This is a genomic window from Kitasatospora sp. NBC_00039, assembly GCF_045160625.1.
In the GTDB taxonomy this organism is placed as follows: domain Bacteria; phylum Actinomycetota; class Actinomycetes; order Streptomycetales; family Streptomycetaceae; genus Kitasatospora.
The window spans coordinates 1,301,315-1,322,059 of the sequence record NZ_CP108289.1 but is presented as its reverse complement, the minus strand read 5'-3'; the positions used below and the strand labels follow the sequence as shown (position 1 = coordinate 1,322,059).

Here is a 20,745-nt window from a genome sequence, read left to right as displayed (position 1 = left end):
GCTGCCGACGGGCAGCGGCCCGGAGCCGTCTCCGCGCCGAGTCACCGCCCGGAGCCGTCACTGCCCGGTGGGTCGCTCCAGTGCGATCGCGGTGACGACGAGACCGCCGCGGCAGAGCCACCGGCCGCTGAACCCCTCCAGGTGCCTGCCCCCGGCGCTCACCCCCGGGACGAGCAGTCGCGCCGAGAACGTACCCGCCTCCGGATCGAAGCCCAACTCCGCCTCCGAGAAGTCGAGTTCGCGCGCCGCCAGCGGATACCAGGTCTTGAACACCGCCTCCTTGGCGCTGAACAGCAGCCGGTCCCAGCAGACGTCCGGCGCTGCGGCCGCCAGTTCGCGCAGCCGGGCGCGTTCCGCGGGCAGGGAGACGAACTCCAACAGGTCGTCCGGCAGCGGCTCGTTGGGCTCGGCATCGATGCCCAGCCCCAGATAGTCCGAGGAGCGGCCCACGGCGGCGGCCCGGTACCCGGCACAGTGGGTCATGCTGCCGACGACGCCCGCCGGCCACTGCGGAGCCCCCCGCCGACCCGCCACCAGCGGCGCCGCCGGCACCCCCACCCCGTTCAGCGCCCGCCGCGCGCACATCCGGACGGTGGCGTACTCCCGCCGCCGCTTCGGCACGGCGAGCGCGACGGCGGCGGCCTCCTGCGGGTACAGCGCGGCGAGGGCCGCCTCGTGGTCGGTGAACGCGTGCGCCGTACCGGCGGGCGGGGGTATCAGTTCCTCGATCACGACGCTTCCGCGGTCTCCTCGTTGTCACGGCCGGACCCGTCCCGGAGTCTTCCGCCCGCCGTCGAGCGGCGTCAACCCCCGGCTCTCCCGCCGGCACGGCAGGTCGCTGCCCGCCCGCTCGCGGCGGCGTCCTGGTGCGGGGCCGGGCGCTGTCGTACGGTCGGTCGGCGTGACGCTCGACCAAAGCGAACGTGAACCGGATCTTCCGCCGAATGGCCCAGCCCCGGAAGCCTGGTGGCCCGGATGCGGGAGGGCGGGCTGAGCGCCGCGGAGTCCGAGACCATGTTCTTCCTGTTCGCGGTAGTCAAGCGGACACCCGAAGATGTCTATAACTCGAAGGACTGATAAGGGAGTTGGCTCGAACTGGTCTCGTGGTCGGCAGTTGTGGCTACCCTTCCCGGCTGGGACCGCGTCCACATGTTCTTCCGGCGCTGGCGGAACAATGGCTTGGTCGCCGAGTTCTACGACCGTCTGCCGATGCGGGTCCGGCCGGAAGCCCGAACTGACTGGTGGGCGTCACTCCGGCGGCGGTCGGTCGTCTGCTGGTGGGATGGCGGAAGGGGGCGGCCCCGTTCGGGGCCGCCCCAGCAGACCGATCGACTCCCAGCCGGCGCGCCGGCGCTCGCGACCGGGGTAGTGACGAGCAGTCGGCCGCCGGGGACGAGGAGGCGGCGGGCGCAGGCGACGGTCGGCACGAGGTCGACGAATGGGAGGAACAGCCGACAGGTGATCAGGTCGAACTCGCCTGCCGGGAGCAGGCCCAGGCCCCCGCGGTCAGCGTCGAGGAGCCGGAAGTCGAGCCCGTCGCGCTCTCCCTGCCGGTCCTGGGCGGTGGCGACGGCGACCTCGGAGAAGTCGACCCCCGTGACCTGGAAGCCCAGATCGTGGAGGGCGGCGGAGTATTCGCCGGTGCCGCAGCCCACGTCGAGCGCCCGGCGGCCGTTGCCGGGGCCGAGATGCTCGGCGAGCAGGTCGACCTCCGGCTCGGCGACGGGACGAAATCCTTTCCCCTGCTTGTAGTGGTCGTTCCAGTGGTCTGCGGCGGACACTGCCGCTCCTCTCGGTCGGGGCGCCGGCGGACGGGTCAGTCGGCGTGGTGCAGGCCGGGCGGGTGCTGCGGACCGGGAGCCAGGCGCTCCAGCAGCCGGTCCACACTGCCGTCGGGCCGGTAGAGCGTGCGGTAGGCGTACGGGTGCCGTCCGCCGGGGAGCGTTGCGACGCCTTCGTCCGTTACGGTGCGGCCCTGGGTGATGGCGAGCAGCCGCAAGTCGATGTCCGCGGGCAGAGCCGCCTGCTTGCCGGTGGGCAGGCGGCGGTGGCGGCCGGCCATCTCATGCCTCGACCAGGGCGCGCAGGTCCTCCGAGGCGTCCCAGCCGTAGGTGGAGAACCCCCGCCCGTCGCCGGCGAGGTAGGCGGTGAGGGCGGCGTGCGAGGTAGGGAACATCGGGGTGGGCAGCGCGTCGGCGTCCACCCAGAGGACGGCGAGGTGCTTGTCGGGCTCGGTGTTCGTCAGCTCGCCCTGCCAGGACGTCGCGGCGAAGACCGAGAGCAGGAACGGGCCCTTGCCGTCCCACCCGGCCTTGACCTGGATGGTGTGGACCAGCCGCAGGTCCTCGGGGGCGACGGCCAGGCCCGACTCTTCGTGCAGCTCGCGGGCGGCGGCCTCGTCCAGACGCTCGCCTTCCTCGGCCTTGCCGCCGGGGACGGTCCAGGCGGGCACAGTGGACCAGGAATCGTTGGCGTAGTGGACGCAGGCGACCTTGCTCGCCTTCTCGTCGTGGACGATGACGCACACGGCCTGACGCAGGGACTGCACGGAGACTCCAACCGGTAGTGAGGAAAAGGGTGTTCACGCAACGGGGTTCGGGTGGCGTAGCAGGTCGAGGACGGTGCGGGCGTAGCCGAGGACCTCCTCGTCCCGGCGGTGGCCCATGGCCCAGCGCAGCGCGGCGGGGCAGTCGATCGCGGCCCACGCTCGGCACGCCGCCCGCTCCTGCGGCGTGAGTTCGCGCCCGTATCCGGTGGTGAATGCGGCTCGCAGGTCGGGGCGACGGGGGGTGAGCTGGCACGTGAGGCGCATCAGGTCGCGGCGCGCGGGTGCTTCGACGTGGCTGCGCTCGAAGTCGATTACCCCGAGCAGCAGCCGGTCGTCCTCGCGGCGCACGATCCAGTTCCGAGGGCCGAAGTCGCCGTGGCAGTAGGCGAGCGCCGTGCGCGGGGGTTCGTGGCGGGTCGCCTCGGCCAAGACGGTGATGTCCTCCTCCGGGAGGCGCGCCTCCCGGGCGCGGGCCAGCGCGCGTTCGCGCTCCTGGTCCCAGGGCAGGTACTCGCCGACGGGAGCGCCGGCCGTCGGCTGCGCGTGGATGACTGCGGCGAGGTGCCCGGCCTGCCGGTACACCTCCCGCTCCTCGGCGGCGGTGAGGTCGGTGCTGATGACCGGGGTGCCGGGCAGCGCGGAGGTGACGACGAGCAGCGACCGGGTGTCCTCGGAAAGCAGGGCCGGTGCCCGGCCGCTGCCGAGCCCTGGTGCGAGGATCCGGTAGGCGGTGGTTTCGCGCTGGTGCATGAGCGCGTTCTTGTGGCGCTTGGCGAACAGCCTGCGCCCGTCGTCGGCGGCGACCTCCCAGACGACCGGGTGGCCGGCGCGGGCGAGGGACCGCACGCCCACCAGCTCGTACCGGCCAGTCGTCGCGCGCAGCAGCCGGTCGACATCGGCCGGCATGTCGGGGGCGCTCACGGGGTCCACCCGACGGTGGACAGGGCGCTGCCGCGGGTGATCTCGGCGAGCGCGTGGGCGGTGTAGGGGACGGTGTCGTCCGGCAGCGAGTCGAGCGGCCACCAGTGCAGTTCCTCGCACTTGTGCGGCTCCGCGTTGCGGAGCCGGCCGTGGTAGCGGGTCGGGCGGAAGAACAGCTGGAGGCGGCTGCGGCCGTCTTCGGCGTCGAGGTGATGCAGGGTGTGGACGAGCGCGAGGTCGTCCTCGGCGATGGTGATGCCGAGTTCCTCCTCCGCCTCGCGCGTCATGGAGCGGGTGACCGGCTCGCCGCGCTCCATGTGCCCGGCCGTTCTCTGGGCATCCGAGTGCTGTAGAAATAACTCTCTGAGCATGGGGGAATTATGGATGGTCTGGAGCGCTGGTCCGTCGACTTCTACGAGATGGTGGGAGCCGTTCCGCTTGACGCTGAGGAGGAGTTCGCCTGGTTCGGCGACCTCCACGAGCGAGCTGCCCGCAACGGCGCCCGGCACGGCACACCGATCTTGATCGCCCCCACGGGCTATCCGGACCCGCGAGTGAACCTCTTCTTCCGCACGGGCTCGATGGCCGGCGCGCCGGTGAACACCATGCGCCGGTACGCGTACTCGCTCGCGGTCTGGCTGACCTTCCTTCACGTCTTCGGCCGCACCTGGGACGAGGCGACGGCGGGCGACATCGAAGCGTTCAAGGACTGGCGCATTACGGACGTCCGCAACGAGGAGCGGGTGAGGGGTACGAGCTTCGACACCGACCGGGCGGCGCTGAACTGCTTCTACACGTGGGCCAAGCCGCGCTACGGCACGGACAATCCGGTGCTGTCGCTGCCGAGTCAGTCCGAGCGCTTGAGTCGGCCGTCCGGCGTGCTCAACGAGGACGGAGTTCCACTGGCCAGGAACGGGCGGGATCCGATTCGGCCGGCAGCGACGCGGCGGCGGCAGGTGAAGTGGCTCCTGCGGATCGGGTTCGAGCAGTGGCGGAACATCGGCCTGCGCGGCTACGGCTTCGACGGCCTGCGGCGGGGCGGCTGGCGCGGGTACAACGAGGACCGGGACACGGCCTTCGTCGACGGGCTTTACGGGACCGGCCTGCGGGTCCAGGAGTGGGCGAGCATCTTGGATGTCGAGTTGCCGCTGTCCGAGGAGGGGCGCTTCCCGCGGGCCTGGCTGGCGGCGGCGTGCATCAAAGGGGCGAAGGAGGGGCGGTACTACCGGATCCCGCGCCGGGTGATGGGCTCGGTGGCCTCCTACATGGACGAGTGGGAGGGATCCCGGGCGGAGGTGATCCGCCGAGCCCAGCGCGCCGGGCGGTACGACCGCCTCACCAGGGTGTGGATCGTGACGGGCTACAGCCCGCGTACACGGGAGCTCCACCTCGAGGGCCGGTCCGGATCATCGGTGCCGACGGCGCTCGATGTCATCGGCCCGGACCAGCGCAGACTGCTGTTCCGCCGAACGCCCAACGGCCTTGAGCCGCTTGCTCTCTGGCTCTCCCATGACGGACTGCCGAAGAAGGTCGGCGGCTGGGAAGATACCTTCCGCGACGCCAACGAGCGAATCGCCGACCTGTGGGTGGACCTGGCCGCCGAGACGCTGACACCCGAGCAGCGCGAGCGGCGCCGGGCGGAGTGCCCGCTGTGGGCACGAGCCCATATGCTCCGCCACTCTTTCGCCCTTCGCTGGTTCCTGGTGCTGTCGTTGGTCTGGCAACCGCAGGTCCAAGGCTTCAGTGACGAGCAACTCATGGACCTGCGTGACCAGTTCGGTGATGTTTGGTATGCATTGTCTATTTTGATGGGACATGCGCATCCGGATACCACTCGCGACTACTACCTGGAGCCGTTCACCGGACTGCAGGTCGACTACCTGATGGCGTTGTTGGATGAGGACGAGCAGGCAGGGGTGGATGCCTTGGTCCGCGCGGCTGCCGCGGACAGCGGCCTGGTGATGCGCGGCGTGAAGGGGGCACGGTGAGCCGGGGTGGGCGCCGGGCGTCCCTCCCAGAGCCGTCTTGGCGGCCGCCGCAGCGTGGAATCCTGCCCGAGGGCGGCGGGACGCTGGTCCGCTTCCTGGAGGAGTCCGGCCGCCGGTCCAGAACATATGACTTCTCGAAGTTCAAGGTCACGCCCGCCATGCAGCAGTGGCTGGCCCGGTCCTTCAGCCGGAGAGTCGGTACGGCCCGGACGTCGAGCAAACGCTTCGGGACCGCCGAGGGGCACTTCTATACCGCCAGTGGCTTCGCCGACGTGCTTGCAGGTTGCGATCCGCAGCCCACGTCGCCTGAGCAACTGACGGGGCGACACATCCAGGCGTTCGTCGATCACTGCGAAGGGCGGCATGGCCAGTCCAACTCTGTGAAGCGCCTGCGCACGCTGCTGCGAGAGGACCCAGAGCTGCCTGACGCCGCCCGGCAGGCGCTGCTGAACGTGCGCGTCAAGGGGCCTGAGATCGAGCGGCCCGGCGCGTATCCGGACACGGACTGGCAGGCGATCACGACGGCCGCCCGCCGCGATGTCCGGCTTGCTCGGGAGAGGATCGAGTCGGGGCGCCGGCTGCTGGCCCGGTGGCGCGCCGGCGATCCAGCCCTGAGTCTGCACCAGGCGGAGGTTGGCTCGCTTCTCGACACTTTCGACCGCACCGGAGATCTGCCGCGCATACCTTCTGGCGGCCACACGGCGGCGGTAGTGCGTGCAGGCGGCTTTCGTGTCCTGGCCGCTCGCCTGTGTCTGACGCGGTCGGAGGCGACGGCGTTCTGCCTGCTGCTGACCGGGTTGACCCAGGAGAACTTCGGCACGGTGGCGGCCTGGCCTGCCGCGCATTTCCGTCCCGGCGGGGCGCGTGAGGACGACGGAATCGTGCTGATCGAGGAAGTCAAGCCGCGTCGCGGTCCCGAGCGGGAGCACATGATCGCCGCTCTTGAGGACCTGCCCGCCGATCTCGCGGACCTGTTCGCCGCGAGCGCCGAGGAACATCGGCTGATGCTCTCACCGCTGCGGCTCTACCAACTGCTGTTGTCGCTGAGCGAGTTGCCGCGCCGACACGGCCGGTCGTCGGCGGCGTTCGCCTCGCTGTACCTCGGCAGCGGCAAGACCGGATCGTTCTGGGGCTCGGGGACGGACGCCAGCGATGTCCGGGCGTGGGCACGGTCGCACGGCTTTCCCGCGGCCAGGAACGTCGTGCTTGGCGGCCCGCCGGCCGTGGACGTGAAGAGGATCCGGCAGACGGCGCTGGAGCGTCGGCGCCATCCTGTCGCGCACTCGCGGCGCACCCTCAACGACCTCTACCTCAAGGGCAGCCGCACCGTGCAGGCCGACAGTCGGCGGGTCGTCGGCGCCGCCCTGCGGCAGGAGGTAGCCAAGGCCCGGGCCGTGCAGGCCGTCCCGGTCTTCACCTCGGACTTCGTCGCCCAGGCCCAGCAGGACCTGGCCGGGGCCGCCGCCCAGGTGGGGCTCGAGCCGCAGTCATTGAAGGAGCTCATCGGCGCCCAGCGTGACACCGCGACCGTGGGCTGCGTCGACCATCTCGCCAGCCCTGTCGCGGAGGCCGGCCGGCCATGCCCGGCCTCGTTTTTGGACTGCCTGAGCTGCGGGAACGCCCGAGCGCTTCCGCATCAGCTCCCGATCCAGCTGGCAGTGCGCGACGGCATCCTCCAGCGCCGACCGAACCTCGACCCGGCCCTGTGGCGAGCTCGCTTCCGCGATCCTCTGCAGCAGTTGGAGGAGATCATCGAGCACTACACCGACGCCGAGCTCGGCAAAGCCCGCGCGGATCTCACGGACGACCACCAGCACCTGGTCGACGATCTCCTCGACGGCCGATTGGACCTGCGATGACGACAGCCGCGCTCCTGCCGCTGGAGCAGCATGAGAGTCCGTGGCCGGCCGCGGACACGGTCGTCCTGCGCAACCGGCCTCTTCGCGTGGGAACCGACCCGGCCATGCTCTCCCGCTTCGGCGATCCGGTCTGGCACATCAAACCCGCGCACCCCGACGCGCACCTCAACATCGCCGCTCTCATCTGGGCCCGTTACCCGAACACCTTCCAACTCCCCTTCAAGACCTTCTTCCTGGCCGCACTCGACCACCCCTACCCCGGGGATCCAGCTGTGCAGCGCGGGGGTGAGCGCGCCGGCGTCGCCACCTTCCGCTACTGGTTCATGGACCTGGAGATCTTCGCGAAGTGGCTCGACGACCACGGGATCACACGCCTGTGCGATGTCACTGCGCAGGACCTGGACGCCTATCGCGCGCATGTCCTCGGCCTCTCACGCAAAGAAGGCCGGAAGATCGACATGCTTGCCGCGGTCCGCACGTTGTGGCTCTACGGCCCCCACCTGCCCGAGGAAGGACGCCTGTCCACCGGCTACCCGTGGCCGGGAGCCTCCGACGACGATCCGAAGCGTCCAGCCGAAGGCCGCGAGAACAAGACGCCCCGGATTGCCCCGGAGACCATGACAGCGCTGCTGGCCTGGGCTTTGCACGTCGTGGAGTCAGTGGGTCCGGACGTCCGCGACGCCTGGGTGACCCATCAGCAGATCAACGCAGGCGTTCACCCCTCCCAAGCCGAGTACCGCGGGCCGACCTTCGACCGTGTGCTGCAGTACATCGAGCGGTGCCGCCGCACCGGCGAGTCGCTTCCGGGCCTCCGGCAGAAGGACGGCACGGTGACGGTCAACTGCAATGCCATCAAGCGCATGATCCGCACGCCCGAACTTAAGGTTCGCGTGGGCATCACCCCGAGCCAGAAGCGGATGCTGAGCGACTCGGGGCTGCCGATCGCGCAGGACACCTATGTCGGGCAGATCGCCGGAATGATCGACGGTCGGCCCTGGCGCGAGACGCCCATCACCCTCACGGAGCTGCGGACGCTGGTCCGCATGGTCGCCGCCGCCTGCTTCGTGGTGATCTGCTACCTCAGCGGCGCTCGCCCAGGCGAGGTGCTCAACCTGCGGCCCGGCTGCCGGGAAGTCGATGAAGAGACCGGAGAGCTGCTGATGGTCGGCCGCCGGGGGAAGGGCTTCGATCGCGCCTCACTGCTGCCCGAGGAGGTGACGGAAGACCAGCGTCCATGGGTGGTCGTCGCCCCGGTCCACGCCGCAATCGCCCTGCTGGAGAGCCTCGGCGACTACCCGTTTCTCTTTCCCGCCAGCTTCACGAACGCACACGCCGCACGCCCGAACGAGTTCAACGCCCGCCAGGGCTGGTCGATCAACAACGACCTGGAGGACTTGCTGGCCTGGGTGAACGCGACCTTCCGCCGCCCCGGTGAAGCCCTGCCGATCCCACCGGACCCGACCAAACACCTCCATGCCAGCCGGTTCCGGCGCACGCTGGCGTACTTCATCGTCCGCCGGCCACGCGGACTTGTGGCAGCCGCCCTGCAGTACGCCCATGTCCACACGAAAGTGACCTTGAGCTACGCGGGGCGCTCTGACACGACGTGGATGGACGACATCCACATCGAGACCCTGGAGTTGGTGCTGGAGCAGAACGAGCAGGACGCGCGCCTGCTCAATGAGGGCGAGCACGTGTCCGGGCCCTCGGCCGACGAGTACCGCCACCGGGTTCGGGCTCGTGCCCGCTTCGCCGGGCGCGTGGTCACCGCCGGAAAGAGCGTGGAGCGGCTCCTGGACCAGGCGAACCCGAACATCCACCACGGCGAGGGCATGACCTGCGTATGGCGACGCGAGACCGCGGCCTGCCGCCAGGCCCGGCTCGAGGCGGGCCTGCCCGCAGAGGACGGCCCCGACGAGTCGGAATGCCGCTCGGCGTGCACCAACCTGGCCTACACCGACCGGAGCATCGTCGAGCAGCGACTGCGACTCAAGCGGTGGGAGGTCACGGCCGCGGACCGGCTGGCACCGCGCCCTCTGCGCGACCGTGCCGCAGCCCTTGCCGCCGGCAGCCGCGCCATCATCGACGCGCACGGGCATACGACCGATTCCAACAACCAGACACGGGAGCACTGATGGGACGCCGTCCACGCGATCAGGACGCCGATCGGGCCGCCATCCGCGCGGCGGTCGACCGTCTCCTGGCCGGCACACCCCTGCGCTCATCGTCCGGAAAGCTCACGGCTTCCGAGCTGATCACCGAGAGCGGTCTTCGGCGCGACATCGTCTATGGCCACACCGACCTCGTCCAGGACTTCCAAGCCCGAGCCAAGGCCCAGGACTCCACACCGACCGCGATGCAGGAACTCGCCGACGCCAACCGCGCGCTCAAGGCAGAGGCATCGGAGCTGAGGGCCGACCTGGCCGAGGAGCGGTCGAGGTCCAAGGTGATGCGCCGGATCATCGCCGAACTGTCGCTCGAACTGGAGCAGGCCAAGGCGGAACTCGGCACCGCCGCCGGCGTGGCCCGGCTACCCGTGAGGACCGGGCCGTCGGGGACGGTGAGGCGGGATTAAATGTCTGCGATCAAGGCATAGAGCGCCTTATGGTCATGAACCTCCCAAGGGGGAGAAAGAGGGCAGGTTTGCAGATTTCCGAAGGACGGTGGCGACGAACCCGCCCGTCAACGAAGCTGGTGCTCCCTCCGACGGGCGGGTTGAGGCTTCAGCTTGACGTCTAAGGCCGGTCAAGATCCAAGTGAGCGAGGTGCGTCAGGCACCGGCGCAGACGCAAACGAATCAGTCCAACATCAGCAAGCCCAATCCATCAGCCTAACCCGGATGGGTGCGGTTCGCTTCGCGTGAAGGCTCCAGCTCGGTCGCCCGTCACAAATAACCCAACTTCCTTGCCACTAGCTAGGCTTAGGCTCACCTCAAGGCGGTAATCATTCCGAAGCTAGATCTCGTGGAGGTGCAGCGTGGGACGGGTCATAGCAGGCCGCTACGAGATTCAAGGGTGGCTCGGCAGCGGTGGCATGGGCGAAGTCCGGTCGGCACGCGACAGCGTGATCGGTCGCCAGGTCGCCATCAAGATGTTGCAGCCCCACCTGGGCGAGCATGCCGCCGAACTGCTCTTCCGCGAGGCGCGTACCGCAGGATCACTCAGCCACCCCGGTATCGTCACCATCCATGACTTGGGCCAGGACGCTGACGGTTCACTCTTCCTCGTGATGGAGCTGGTCAGCGGTCGAAGCCTGAACCAGGTACTGCACGACGACGGGGTGCCCGCTGTCACACGAACCGTGAGGTGGGGGGTGCAGATCGCTGACGCCCTCTCAGCGGCCCATCAGGCCGGCCTGGTGCACCGAGACCTCAAACCGGCCAATGTCATGCTCGCCGACACCGGGAGGGTGAAGGTCTTGGACTTCGGCATCGCCCGACGCCTTGAGACCATCAGTCCAACCAGCACCAGCATCATGGGCACACTCGCCTACATGCCGCCTGAACGCTTCAAGACCGGACGCCAGGATGCCCGCGGCGACCTGTACTCGCTCGGCTGCCTGTTGTACGAGCTCCTCACTGGCAACACCCCTTTCGGGGGCCTGCCCAATACAGCTCTGATGTTCGCCCACGTCAACCGCGTTCCCGAGGCGCTGCGCGCCCGACAGCCCAACATTCCCGTCTCGCTGGACACCCTCGTCGCCCAGCTACTCGCCAAGAAGCCCGAGCAGCGGCCGAAGTCCGCCAAGGAGGTCAGCTCCCGCCTCCGGGCGGCGATCGCGGCCCCGGGGCGCTCGGGCCCGCCGTTGACTCAGCGGCCTCCAGCGGAGCGCCCGAAGCCCAGTGCCATGAGAAAAATGGCGGTGTATCTGGGCCTGATCGAGGACAGCGATTGATTGGGGGCAGCGAGGCCGTACTGGGGATTGTTCAAGGACACGCCGCCCCGCGAGCATCCTGAGTACACGCAACTGCGCTCCCTGAACGTAGCAGCCTGCGCTCTGGCCCTGACACTGGGGCCAATCTGCTACCACCGCTGCTGGCCGGGCCTGGCAGGCCCTGCGGTGACCGGTGATCACAACCCCAGGGTGCGCCAGCCCTGGGTGATCTGGTCCTGAACGGCGCCCGGGGCGGGGTGGGCGGTCAGCAGTTCCAGCAGGGCCGCGCCGTCGACAGGGCGGCCCGCCGGGTTGATGGTGAGCGCACGCACCACGACGGCGGCCAGCGCGGGGTCCAAGGCCTGGACGGCCGCGAGTGCAGTGGGCTCCGGGCCAGTGTCGACGATCCGCCGGATCACCGCGCCGGTGCTGGTCGCCGCGAACGGGCTGGCACCGTGTGCGGCGCAGACCACGCAGCAGGCCCAGGCCCAGACGTCGGCGGCCGTGCCGACCCGCTCGTCGCCGAACTGCTCGGGCGCCATGTAGGTCAGGGTGCCCGGCCCGCCGCCGGCCATGGTGAGCCTGGTGCCGTCCACCAGTGCGGCGATGCCGAAGTCGAGCAGGCGCGGCCCAGCGGTGGTCAGCATGATGTTGGCCGGCTTGAGGTCCCGGTGGATCAGGCCGAGCCGGTGCACTCCGGACAGAGCCGCCGCCAGCGCGAGCGCCAAGGCCCGCAGCGCCTCGGGAGAGCGGATCAGGCCCTGCTCCCGCAGATGAGCGTCCAGGGGCTGGCCGTCCAGCAGCTCCATCACGAGGTACGGCCGTCCGCCGTCCACCCCGCCGTCGAGCACCCGGGCGGTGTAGGCACCGGAGACCATGCCCAGCACCTCTGTCTCGCGCTCGAAGCGGCGCAACAGCTCGGCGTTGTCCAGCAGTTCGAGGTTGATGGTCTTCAGCGCCACCTGCGTCGCCGCACCCTCCCGCCGGGCCAGGTACACCGTGCCCATCCCGCCGGAGCCGATCCGGCCGAGCAGGTGGTACCCGCCGATCGTCCGCGGCTCGCCCTGATGCATCGGCTGGTTGGCGACTGTCGCGACCGGAGCGACCGGAGCGACGGCCGCACCGTGGTAGGCCTGCTCCGCCGGGGACTGCGGGTGCACCGCGGGCGGGTAGACGTGCGCAACGGCGGCGTTGAGCCTTTGTAGCCGTCGCCTGGTTCCCACGGAGACCGCCCAGGCCACAATGACAGCGAGAAGGATCAGGCCGATCGGGACCAGCCGGGAGACCAGCGACATGCGGCCACCCTAGGGCGTGTCTGAAGGTTCCCGCCAGGCGCGCGACGCTCCCCCAGCCTTCGGCTGGGAGGCGCCCCCCACCGCATGGACTCTCTCCCAACACTCGGCCGGGACGTGCGGGCGGCTTTTGGTGACCCGGCAGTGCGGCGGGCCGCGGCGGAACAGGCAGCGGCCGGCCGCACGGTCGACGACGTCCGATCTCGGAGTCCACGGGCCATACGGCGAGCGGCTGGTCCGGCTTCGGCAGTGCCTCGATCGACCGCCGCGATGGGGGCCCTGCAGCCGCCAACGACACCGTCCGGGTGCGCTGGCCCGAGTGGCGCAGGCAGTGCAGGTCCAGCAAGCGTCCGGCGTTCTCACCCGCACCCCGCGCTGGACGACTGGCTACCGCACTGGACCGGCCGCCCCCTTCTCGGGGCCAGCCGGTCCGGTGCCGTCGACGGGTTCAACGTGGTGTCAGGGCTTCTCGATGACGATCTCGGAGATCACGACGTCATGCTGCGGGCGGTCCATGTTTCCGGTCGGGGTCCTGGCGATCCAGTCGACGACCTTCTGGCTCGCGGCGTCGGCGACCTCGCCGAAGATGGTGTGCTTGCCGTTCAGCCACGTCGTCGGGGCGACGGTGATGAAGAACTGCGACGCGTTGGTACCCCGGCCCTTTTGATTGCCGGCGTTGGCCATGGCCAGCAGGTAGGGCTTGGTGAACCGCAGGTCGGGGTGGATCTCGTCGTCGAACTGGTACCCCGGGCCGCCGGTGCCGGTGCCGGTGCCGGTGCCGGTGCCGGTCGGGTCACCGCCCTGGATCATGAAGCCGCTGATCACCCGATGGAAGACCACGCCGTTGTACAGCGGGCCCTGGCCGGCTCGGCGGACACCACCACGACGCCACCCCCAAGACGTGCGCTCCTGCGAGCACATCCAGCACTTCTCGCTGATAGCGGCGCGAAGACCGGCGCCGCGACCCGCATGGAGCCGGGCTTCGCAGACTGGCGCTTGGCAGCGTCCTGACGACGGCGGCTCGGATCATCCTCTCCGGGCCGCTGATCACCGCGACTCTGATCTGAGTGCCCGTCACGCAGCCCGGACGCGCTCGATGAGATCGGCGACGCCGTCAACCTGGCGGTATGGCTTGAACGCCGGCGCGAGTTCGCGGACCAGGGTGACGCACCGCTCGGCGCCGATGCGGGTGGCCAGATCGAGGGATTCGGTGGTGACAGCGAGAGCCTGCTCGACGTCGTTGGATTGCAGGAAGCCCTTGGCCTGGTAGGTCAGGAAGATGCCACGCGTCTTGTCCCGGGCCTTGGGCAGGAGGGCCAAGCCCTCGGCCATCCTGACGTGCGCCTCGTCGGCCCGGCCGAGATCGAGCAGGCACTGGCCTGAGTCGACCGCGAGGTCTGCGGGGCTCATCCACGCGCACCAGCCTGGCGCGGGGTCGCTAGCCCGCGTCGACAGTGCAGTCTCGGCGTCGGACAGGTCGCGGTAGCACGCGGAGCGTTCGCCGAGCGCGGCGTAGGCCCTGGCCCGCCGGAGGAACAGCAGCGACCGGGCCGTGGGGTGCTTGGTACCGGACAGTGCGTGGCCGAGCTGGTCCACCGAGATGTTCGGCTGGCCGATCCAGTTCGACTGGTAGGCGAAGTCGGAGAGCACACCGGCGCCGAAGTCGCGGTCACCTGCGGCGTTGGCGGCTTGCAAGGCCCCTGCCCAGAGCTTTCCCGCGGCGAAGTGCTTGCCCTGGTCGAAGCGATACCAGCCGCAGGTGGTGGCCAGTGACGCGGCCAGGAGGTGCAGCCGCTTGGCGACGGGCTCGGCGTGGCCGCCGCCCTCGATCAGGTCCGTGACGGTGGCGAGATGAGCGTCCATCAGCTTGATCGTGTGCTGGCGCTGTTCGGTGGGCAGCGTCGTCAGCTTCGCGCTGGTTTCCTCCAGCCAGTCCACGAGCCCGGGGTCCACGGCCGTCCTGCCGTCGAGGGCAGAAGTCAGGCGATCGGGCTCAATCGTGGCCCACTGGGCGGCGAGGCCGGCCAGCGAGACGGCGCTGAAGGTCATGAAGCTGCGGCGGTCCATGGCGGCTCTCTGTGCATCTCGAAGTGCTTGGACGGTGTACGCCGATCCCAGTGGCAGCGGAACCTCGCGGCCGGGCAGCCAATCGGGCCACCCGAACAGCTCCATGTCGGCGATCGGAACGTCGAAGGCTTCCGCGATCAGGATCTGGGAGTCCAGGTTCGGCTGCTTGCGCCAGTTCTCCCACCGGCTGACGGCCGTCTTGTCCGCGCCGGAGCGGAGCCCGTGCTTGCGGGCGGCCCGGTCGAGGAACACGACGAGGTCGCTCTGTGACCACCCGCGCAGTTCACGGGCGTAGGCGAGGGGGTGCCGGATCGGGTCGTCCACGGGGCCAATTCCATCATCGACAGTGACAGGCAGCCTACTGCGCGCGAGCGCGGGACAACCCCGGGACTACAGACAATGCCTGTCCAGGAAAGCGGAGTTGGCGCTGTACTCGACACGCATCGACAAGTTCCCTCACGAAGCGGAAGGAGTCAGCCCATGAAACGACGCGCGGCGGTCATCGGCCTCGGACACCAGGCACTCGAAGACCACCTTCCCGGCCTGCTCGCCTCCAACCGGGCCGAGTTGGTCGCGGTCTGCGACAACGACCCGGATGCCCTGCGGGCCCAGCAGGACAAGCACCACGTCCCGGGCTTCACCCGGGCCGCCGACCTGCTGGACAACGTGGCGCCGGACTTCGTCATCGTCGCGGTCCCGCACCACGCCGGTCGGGCCGTGATCGAGGAGTGCGCCGTTCGAGGCGTGCACGTCCTCAAGGAGAAGCCGTTCGCCACCTCCCTGCCGGAGGCGCGTGAGCTCGCCGCGATCTGCCAGCAGGCCCAGGTGGAGCTGATGGTCACGCTCCAACGGCGCTTCAACCCGCTCCACGCGTCCGTGGTCCAGCTCCTGGACCAGATCGGCACCCCGTTCCTCATCGACGGCCAGTACACCTTCCACACCGACGACCCGGGCGCAGGCTGGCGCGGAGACGTCAGTCAGGCCGGCGGCGGCTGCATCATCGATATGGGCTACCACATCGTTGACTTGCTGCTGTGGTACTTCGGGATGCCCAACCGGATCATGGCTGACTTCTCGACCGCCGCGCTGCCGGGCGGCGGGTATGACGCCGAGGACACCGCCGTCATCCAGCTCGGCTACGACAACGACCTGTACGGCACTGTGCTCCTGTCCCGCTGGATGGCTCCGAAGACCGAGAGACTGCACGTGGTCGGCACCCTCGGGTCGGTCCTGCTGACGAAGGGCCAGGTCCAGCGCCTCGATGTGCACGGCAAGGTCGTCGATGAGCTGTCGCGCCCGCAAGCCCCGTCCAGCGCGGCCACCGCCCAGATCGACTACTTCTGCCGAGTCCTGGACGGCGAACGCCCCAACACCGCCGGCCCCGAACAACACCTGGGCCACATGGCCTTCATCGCGTCCTGCTACGAGTCCAAGGCCGTCGGCCGCTACATCGACCCCAAGGAGATGCTGTGACGAACAACCTCGCCCTGCTGGGCGGCGAGCCCGCGGTGACCGCCGGCGGCACGCACTTCGAGTGGCCGCCGATGGACGACACCACCGAGAGCAAGGTCATCGCCCAGCTCCGCTCGGCCATCTCCATCCCCGGCCGCTCGGGCGTCGTCGCCGACCTGGAGGACGCCCTCCAGGACTACTTCGGGGTCCGGCACGCGGTCACCTTCAGCTCCGGCACCGCGGCCCTGCACGCCACCTACGACGCCGCCAGGATCAAGGCCGGGGACGAGGTGATCGTCCCCGCCTGGACGTTCCACGCCACAGCCTCGCCGCTGTTCCATCTGCGGGCGGTGCCGGTCCTGGTCGAGACCGGCCCGGACGGCAACATCGACCCCACCGCGATCGAGGACGCGATCACTCCACGCACCCGCGCCCTCATGGTCACCCACCTGTGGGGCAGGCCGGCCGCGATGCTCGCCATCCAGGCCATCGCCAAGACCCACAACCTCCTCCTTCTGGAGGACGGCTCCCACGCCCACGGCGCCTCCCACGGCGGCAAGAAGGTCGGCACCTTCGGCCTGGCCGGCGCGTTCTCGCTCAACGGCCCCAAGCCGCTGTCCGGCGGCGAGGGCGGGTTCGTCCTCACGGACGACGACGACACGTACTACCGGCTCCTGACGTTCGGCCACTACAACAAGCGAGCCAAGTCCGAGATCCCGACTAAGCACCCGCTCGCGAAGTACGCGGTCACCGGGTCCGGTCTCAAGCTCCGGATCCACCCGCTGGCCGCCGTCATCGCACTCGATCAGCTCGGCCACCTCGACGGCTACCTCGCCGGACGGGCGGAGATCGCCCGCTACCTGACCGAGGAGTTCGCCCGGATCCCCGGGCTGGAGGTCATCCCGATGCCCGAAGGAGTGATCCCGTCCTGGTACGGCTTGACGCTCACCTACCGCCCCCAGGAGCTCGGTGGCCTCAGCGTCGAGCGGTTCCACCAGGCCTTGGTCGCCGAGGGCGCCGTCGAGTTCGACCGGCCGGGCTCCACCTGCCCCATGAACCAGCTACCGCTGTACCAGAGCCCGGCCATGCTGTTCCCCGGCCACCCGCACGCCCACCGCCGCTACCAGGCAGGGGACTTCCCGGTCGCCGAGCACACCCACGCGCACACGATCAAGCTCCCGGTCTGGCATCGTGAACAGGATCGTCCGCTGGCCGAGCAGTACATCCGCGCGGCCATCAAGGTGAGCGACCACCACAAGGAGCTGCTATGAACTCTCCCTTCGACGACCCCACGTTCGAGGACACGATCCGCGCCGCCGCCGAGACGGACGGCGTAGAACGGTTCGTCGTGGCCGCCGTGATCGCCGACGGCGACCGCATGCTGTTCCTGCGGCGCCCGGCCGGCGAGTTCATGGCCGGCCTGTGGGAGCTGCCGTCGGGCAAGGTCGAGAAGGGCGAGGGCATCGAGCAGGCCCTGCTGCGGGAGGTCGACGAGGAGACCGGCCTGCGGATCGACGCGGTCGAGAAGTACCTCGGGCACTTCGACTACACCTCCGGCAGCGGCGCCCTCACCCGGCAGCTGACCTTCGAGGTCACCGTCACCCGGCCCGGCCCGGTCACCCTCACCGAGCACGACGCGCACGAGTGGGCCGGACCCGACGAGATCCCCGCCGTCAGCGACGCCGTACGGGAACTCGTCACCCGCTGATCGTGCACCGTGAGCTCATTGACCAGGCCCGCGGAGACGGATACAACGCCTTCTGCGTGGGTGCACTCATCGTCCGCCACGGCCGGCTCCTGATGCTCCGACGTACGGCGTCGGACTCCTGGGCCGGCCGTTGGGAACCGCCCGGCGGCGGCGTCGAGACCGGCGAATCCCTCGCCGAAGCTCTCGCACGTGAGGTCCAGGAGGAGGCCGGGCTGGCCATCGCCAGCGCGCTGTACATCGGCCACCTGGACTACCCAGCCCGTGAGAACCCCCTGCTGCCCGCCAGCAGGGGGTTCTTCTTCGCCGCCGAGGAACCGCCCGGTCACTGGCCGGTCCGGATCAACCAGACAGAACACGATCGCTTCGCCTGGTCCACGGCTGACCGTGTCCGGTCGACACGGCCTGACCTCCGCGCTCTCGTTATCCGGCGGCTGGCGCTTACGGCCCGGAGCGCTCTCGAACCCTGGTGAACGCCCGGATGCGGCTGGGCGGACCGACACACCTACCAGCCCGGAATCGGAACGGACCTCAGAAGGCCGGTCACGTCGTGGACGCCAGCCGGCAACGATCTCCCCTCACCCCACCAGGAGTGGATCTCCTTCCAGTCGAGCTTGGCCGAGGAGACACCGTGGTCCAGAGCGCGCAGGCACTCGTTCGTGACGATCACCGCCGTCCAGACGAAGTTATGCGCTCTCAGGTCGCGGCACTCCTCGTCGATCCGGGCGAACATCACCAGCACGTACAGGTCATTCGCGGGCACCGGACCGTCGCGCACCAGCTCGAAGGGCACCGCATTCAACGGGCCGTGGCTCGGCGCATCAGGTGCGAAGCGGGCCTTGACCTGCAGGCGGGCCAACCCCGCGTACTGGTTCTGAGGCGGCCCGTCGGATCCGATGCCGTACGCCCCGCCTGAAGCCACATCCCATGCCCACCGCTCGCCCTGGCGCTGGCGCGCGAAGTCCGCCAACGTCGGCACCCGCTCCACCAAGGACCGCCAGGGCACCACGAGGTCGACAGCCAGTGAGTTCCTACGACCGTTCCCGGTCACCGGCATGGAGCCAAGCGCCGGCCCGAACTCGCCTGAGCGATCGATCCCAGTGCGGACGCCGCGCGCCCTGTCGTAGGCCGCCCGCACCGAGGCACTCGGCCAAAACGCTGCAGCGGCAAGAGACTCCGCGAGGCCGCCGATCGGGTCGCTGCGGTTGGTCGCCAAGCCCGCCTCTAGGAAGCGGTCCCGAGCCGACCAGAAGCCGAGCAGCACGTCGCCCAACACGGGCGCATCGCTCGAAGTGTCCACGTTCAAGACTGATCTCAACCCTTCTCGAAGGTAGAGCCGGATACGCTGTGGAACGCATAGCCGACAACTTCAATCACGACACACGGCTTGCCTAGTGAACGGCCGGCAGGTGCCACAGGCCGTTCGCATAGGCGGTGTTGCGGCGCCGGCCGAGCAGTACGCGGTCGGCGTTGGTCAGGACGAGGTGGACGCCGACGACCAGGGTCAGCGGGTCGCTCCCGGAGGCCGGGGTTGCGGCGAGGCGGCTGTCGTCGCGGGGGTTCACGCGGTCCTCCTGGCAGGTCGGGTTGCCGCGGTGGCGAGGAGCGGCAGGTAGTGCTGCATGTAGGGCGGGACCTTGAACAGCGGCATTTCGTCGAGGGGGACCATGCGGACGGCCAGGCCCTCGTCGCCGAGTCGCAGGTCGCTCTCGGGGCCGTTCCAGACGGCGTGCAGGACGCGGGTGAGCGGGAGGCCGAAGTCGTGGGGCGGGTCGGGGAGGGTCCGCAGGTCGGAGACGGTGATCCCGGCCTCCTCGGCGACCTCGCGCGCAGCAGCCTCCCCGGCCGTCTCCCGGCCCTCGCGCCAGCCGCCGATCGGAGTCCAGTAGCCGGGCCAGGGCATGCCCGGCCGGTCCTCGCGTAGGTGCATCAGCAGGCGACCCGCCGGGTCGGTGACGAAGACCAGGACGCCCTCGAAGTCGTCTTCGGTCCGGGCGGGGCGCTCCAGGTAGAGCGGGACACCGGAGCGGTGGGCGCGCAGCACCTGCCGGAGCCGCTGGTAGCGGTCCGGCTCCATGAGCGCGCGCCAGTCGTGGGCGGTCTCGAACCGCCACTCGGTGTGCTCGGCCGGATCGAGGCGGATTCGCGCCTGCTGTTCGGGGGTGAGGACGCCGCCGTCGAAGACATAGCCGCAGACCGGCACCGGGTACTCGGTGCCCGCCTGCTCGTGGATGACGGCGACCAGGCGGCGCCGGGCGATGACCTCGGGGTTCTCCGCGGCGAGATTGAGGCCCAGCTCCTCCTCGGCCTCGATCAGCGCGGTGGCGAACGGTGTCCGGCCGTGCTCGACGTTGCCGCCGGGGAAGTTCCACACGTCCGGGTTGATGGTCGAGCGCATGCCGAGGATGCGGCCCTGCGGGTCGGTGACCAGGAAGCTGCCGTAGGACGTGGGCCGGGCGACGGTGGTGATGTAGCCGCCGACCGGCCGCCAGCCGGGGATGGCCAGACGTCGGACGAGCCACTCGACGACGTCCCGCTGCCCGTCGCCGGTCGAAGGCAGAGCGTCCGCACTCGCCCACTGGTGGCCGTCGTGGTCCCGGGAGAGGGCGATCGGGGTGCCGTCCGGCACGATGGTGGTGAAGACGAACTGTCGCACGCGTCTGCCGCACTGGTTGGTGAAGTCGAGGTGCCGGGCGTACTCCAGCGGCAGGCCGGTGAGCCCGGTCTCCTCGGCGAGTTCGCGGGCCGCACCGGCGTCCACGGGCTCGTCGCCCTCCCGGCCGCCGCCCGGGTACTTCCAGAGACCCGGCAGCACGTCGTGCGGGGAACGGCGGATCATCAGGATCCGTCCCGAGGCGTCGCGGACCACGACGCCGACGCCGATCCGCTCGATGCCTTCGCGGGCGGCCAGGCCCGTGAGTGTCTCGAAGTCGATCACTGGAGGGGCTCCTCGGTGTCGCGGGCGGGCAGGGTCACCCGGCCGTGAGGCCGGGCGCGGGTACTGAGAGCCGGGATGGTCGGGCCTTCCACAGGGGTACC

General features: G+C 69.9%; 20 protein-coding genes and 1 pseudogene. 9 read left to right on the top strand and 12 right to left on the bottom strand.

From position 1 onward, the window contains the following. Positions 1 to 57 precede the first annotated feature (57 nt). From OG286_RS06320 to OG286_RS06295, 6 genes are all read right to left on the bottom strand, one after another. Positions 58 to 732, bottom strand: coding sequence for a 4'-phosphopantetheinyl transferase (locus OG286_RS06320; RefSeq protein ID WP_405362781.1), 675 nt, complete (start codon positions 730 to 732; stop codon positions 58 to 60). Positions 733 to 1,193: 461 nt separating this feature from the next. Then, entirely contained in the window at positions 1,194 to 1,781 is a 588-nt protein-coding gene (locus tag OG286_RS06315) for a class I SAM-dependent methyltransferase (protein ID WP_396323103.1), read from the bottom strand. A 35-nt stretch (positions 1,782 to 1,816) separates the two neighbouring features. Then, positions 1,817 to 2,062 (bottom strand): hypothetical protein, encoded by a 246-nt coding sequence (locus tag OG286_RS06310; RefSeq protein ID WP_396323102.1) that lies wholly within the window; start codon positions 2,060 to 2,062, stop codon positions 1,817 to 1,819. A 1-nt stretch (position 2,063) separates the two neighbouring features. Beyond that, the gene (locus OG286_RS06305; RefSeq protein ID WP_396323101.1) at positions 2,064 to 2,549 is read right to left on the bottom strand and encodes an NUDIX domain-containing protein; all 486 of its coding nucleotides are present in this window, start codon (positions 2,547 to 2,549) and stop codon (positions 2,064 to 2,066) included. Positions 2,550 to 2,582: 33 nt separating this feature from the next. Further along, positions 2,583 to 3,470, bottom strand: coding sequence for a phosphotransferase family protein (locus tag OG286_RS06300; protein ID WP_405362784.1), 888 nt, complete (start codon positions 3,468 to 3,470; stop codon positions 2,583 to 2,585). Next, positions 3,467 to 3,787, bottom strand: a complete 321-nt coding sequence (locus OG286_RS06295) for an NUDIX domain-containing protein (protein WP_405364853.1) — start codon at positions 3,785 to 3,787, stop codon at positions 3,467 to 3,469. The genes OG286_RS06300 and OG286_RS06295 overlap by 4 nt, the downstream gene beginning before the upstream one ends. A gap of 63 nt (positions 3,788 to 3,850) precedes the next feature. Here OG286_RS06295 and OG286_RS06290 point away from each other — a divergent pair, with 63 nt between their 5' ends. The 5 genes from OG286_RS06290 to OG286_RS06270 all read left to right on the top strand — a co-directional run bounded on the left by OG286_RS06290 (position 3,851) and on the right by OG286_RS06270 (position 11,211). Further along, entirely contained in the window at positions 3,851 to 5,458 is a 1,608-nt protein-coding gene (locus OG286_RS06290; RefSeq protein WP_405364851.1) for a site-specific integrase, read from the top strand. A gap of 158 nt (positions 5,459 to 5,616) precedes the next feature. Beyond that, a complete protein-coding gene (locus OG286_RS06285) occupies positions 5,617 to 7,317 on the top strand; it encodes a hypothetical protein (protein ID WP_405364849.1) in 1,701 nt (566 codons plus the stop codon). Further along, positions 7,314 to 9,452 carry an integrase gene (locus tag OG286_RS06280; protein ID WP_405364847.1) on the top strand — a complete coding sequence of 713 codons (2,139 nt, stop codon included), beginning with the start codon at positions 7,314 to 7,316 and terminating at the stop codon, positions 9,450 to 9,452. The genes OG286_RS06285 and OG286_RS06280 overlap by 4 nt, the downstream gene beginning before the upstream one ends. Further along, on the top strand, positions 9,452 to 9,892 hold the full coding sequence (locus OG286_RS06275) for a hypothetical protein (protein WP_405364845.1): 441 nt from the start codon (positions 9,452 to 9,454) through the stop codon (positions 9,890 to 9,892). Before OG286_RS06280 ends, OG286_RS06275 begins: the two co-directional genes overlap by 1 nt. Before the next feature lie 401 nt (positions 9,893 to 10,293). Continuing rightward, complete coding sequence (locus OG286_RS06270; RefSeq protein WP_405364843.1) at positions 10,294 to 11,211, top strand: serine/threonine-protein kinase; 918 nt, start codon at positions 10,294 to 10,296, stop codon at positions 11,209 to 11,211. Positions 11,212 to 11,387: 176 nt separating this feature from the next. On the opposite strand, the gene OG286_RS06265 is transcribed toward OG286_RS06270, so the two are convergent. The 3 genes and pseudogenes from OG286_RS06265 to OG286_RS06255 all read right to left on the bottom strand — a co-directional run bounded on the left by OG286_RS06265 (position 11,388) and on the right by OG286_RS06255 (position 14,873). Further along, a complete protein-coding gene (locus tag OG286_RS06265) occupies positions 11,388 to 12,485 on the bottom strand; it encodes a serine/threonine-protein kinase (RefSeq protein WP_405364841.1) in 1,098 nt (365 codons plus the stop codon). A gap of 456 nt (positions 12,486 to 12,941) precedes the next feature. Continuing rightward, positions 12,942 to 13,334 (bottom strand): annotated as a pseudogene (locus OG286_RS06260) (peptidylprolyl isomerase); the annotation flags it as partial. Between the two features lie 222 nt (positions 13,335 to 13,556). Then, complete coding sequence (locus tag OG286_RS06255) at positions 13,557 to 14,873, bottom strand: helix-turn-helix transcriptional regulator (RefSeq protein ID WP_405364839.1); 1,317 nt, start codon at positions 14,871 to 14,873, stop codon at positions 13,557 to 13,559. 156 nt (positions 14,874 to 15,029) lie between these two features. Between OG286_RS06255 and OG286_RS06250 the strand changes: the two genes are divergently transcribed. From OG286_RS06250 to OG286_RS06235, 4 genes are read left to right on the top strand one after another with little or no spacing between them, the layout of a single operon-like run. Further along, positions 15,030 to 16,022 carry a Gfo/Idh/MocA family protein gene (locus OG286_RS06250; protein WP_405364837.1) on the top strand — a complete coding sequence of 331 codons (993 nt, stop codon included), beginning with the start codon at positions 15,030 to 15,032 and terminating at the stop codon, positions 16,020 to 16,022. Then, positions 16,019 to 17,272 carry a DegT/DnrJ/EryC1/StrS family aminotransferase gene (locus OG286_RS06245; RefSeq protein WP_405364835.1) on the top strand — a complete coding sequence of 418 codons (1,254 nt, stop codon included), beginning with the start codon at positions 16,019 to 16,021 and terminating at the stop codon, positions 17,270 to 17,272. Before OG286_RS06250 ends, OG286_RS06245 begins: the two co-directional genes overlap by 4 nt. After that, a complete protein-coding gene (locus tag OG286_RS06240) occupies positions 17,269 to 17,709 on the top strand; it encodes an NUDIX domain-containing protein (RefSeq protein WP_405364833.1) in 441 nt (146 codons plus the stop codon). Before OG286_RS06245 ends, OG286_RS06240 begins: the two co-directional genes overlap by 4 nt. Positions 17,710 to 17,765: 56 nt before the next feature. Further along, positions 17,766 to 18,179, top strand: coding sequence for an NUDIX hydrolase (locus tag OG286_RS06235; protein ID WP_405364831.1), 414 nt, complete (start codon positions 17,766 to 17,768; stop codon positions 18,177 to 18,179). A gap of 32 nt (positions 18,180 to 18,211) precedes the next feature. Here the strand turns inward: OG286_RS06235 and OG286_RS06230 are convergent, their stop codons facing one another. The 3 genes from OG286_RS06230 to OG286_RS06220 all read right to left on the bottom strand — a co-directional run bounded on the left by OG286_RS06230 (position 18,212) and on the right by OG286_RS06220 (position 20,644). Further along, complete coding sequence (locus tag OG286_RS06230) at positions 18,212 to 19,006, bottom strand: hypothetical protein (RefSeq protein WP_405364829.1); 795 nt, start codon at positions 19,004 to 19,006, stop codon at positions 18,212 to 18,214. A gap of 91 nt (positions 19,007 to 19,097) precedes the next feature. Then, a complete protein-coding gene (locus tag OG286_RS06225; protein WP_405364827.1) occupies positions 19,098 to 19,271 on the bottom strand; it encodes a hypothetical protein in 174 nt (57 codons plus the stop codon). Further along, positions 19,268 to 20,644, bottom strand: a complete 1,377-nt coding sequence (locus tag OG286_RS06220; protein WP_396323098.1) for an NUDIX domain-containing protein — start codon at positions 20,642 to 20,644, stop codon at positions 19,268 to 19,270. Before OG286_RS06220 ends, OG286_RS06225 begins: the two co-directional genes overlap by 4 nt. Positions 20,645 to 20,745 lie beyond the last annotated feature (101 nt).

Excerpts from the sequence above, each read along its gene's own strand:
- OG286_RS06310 (WP_396323102.1), bottom strand. The coding sequence starts at position 2,062 with ATGGCCGGCCGCCACCGCCGCCTGCCCACCGGCAAGCAGGCGGCTCTG.
- OG286_RS06295 (WP_405364853.1), bottom strand. The coding sequence starts at position 3,787 with ATGGAGCGCGGCGAGCCGGTCACCCGCTCCATGACGCGCGAGGCGGAG.
- OG286_RS06290 (WP_405364851.1), top strand. The coding sequence starts at position 3,851 with ATGGATGGTCTGGAGCGCTGGTCCGTCGACTTCTACGAGATGGTGGGA.
- OG286_RS06285 (WP_405364849.1), top strand. The coding sequence starts at position 5,617 with ATGCAGCAGTGGCTGGCCCGGTCCTTCAGCCGGAGAGTCGGTACGGCC.
- OG286_RS06280 (WP_405364847.1), top strand. The coding sequence starts at position 7,314 with ATGACGACAGCCGCGCTCCTGCCGCTGGAGCAGCATGAGAGTCCGTGG.
- OG286_RS06275 (WP_405364845.1), top strand. The coding sequence starts at position 9,452 with ATGGGACGCCGTCCACGCGATCAGGACGCCGATCGGGCCGCCATCCGC.
- OG286_RS06265 (WP_405364841.1), bottom strand. The coding sequence starts at position 12,485 with ATGTCGCTGGTCTCCCGGCTGGTCCCGATCGGCCTGATCCTTCTCGCT.
- OG286_RS06250 (WP_405364837.1), top strand. The coding sequence starts at position 15,030 with ATGAAACGACGCGCGGCGGTCATCGGCCTCGGACACCAGGCACTCGAA.
- OG286_RS06240 (WP_405364833.1), top strand. The coding sequence starts at position 17,269 with ATGAACTCTCCCTTCGACGACCCCACGTTCGAGGACACGATCCGCGCC.